Raw genomic sequence first — 258 nt, forward strand, 5'->3', positions numbered from 1 at the left:
GAAAATATTTTGCCCGTATCGCCCCACTCCACCAGTTCGCCCATATAGAAAAACGCGGTTTGATCAGAGACCCTCGCAGCCTGCTGCATGTTATGAGTCACAATGACGATTGTATACTTTTCTTTCAATGTCAAAATCAGCTCTTCTATTTTCCGCGTGGACACGGGATCAAGAGCGGACGTCGGTTCATCCATCAGAAGGACGTCCGGTTTGGTGGCGAGCGCTCTTGCGATGCACAGCCGCTGCTGCTGACCGCCT

The 258-nt window shown here is 51.6% G+C and carries 1 protein-coding gene; it reads right to left on the reverse strand.

What is annotated here, in order from left to right:
- A partial coding sequence (locus SB658_RS25305) for a phosphate ABC transporter ATP-binding protein (RefSeq protein WP_410603184.1) occupies positions 1–258 on the reverse strand: 258 nt, incomplete at both ends.

The organism is Bacillus sp. SIMBA_008, assembly GCF_046535495.1.
Classification (GTDB): domain Bacteria; phylum Bacillota; class Bacilli; order Bacillales; family Bacillaceae; genus Bacillus; species Bacillus subtilis.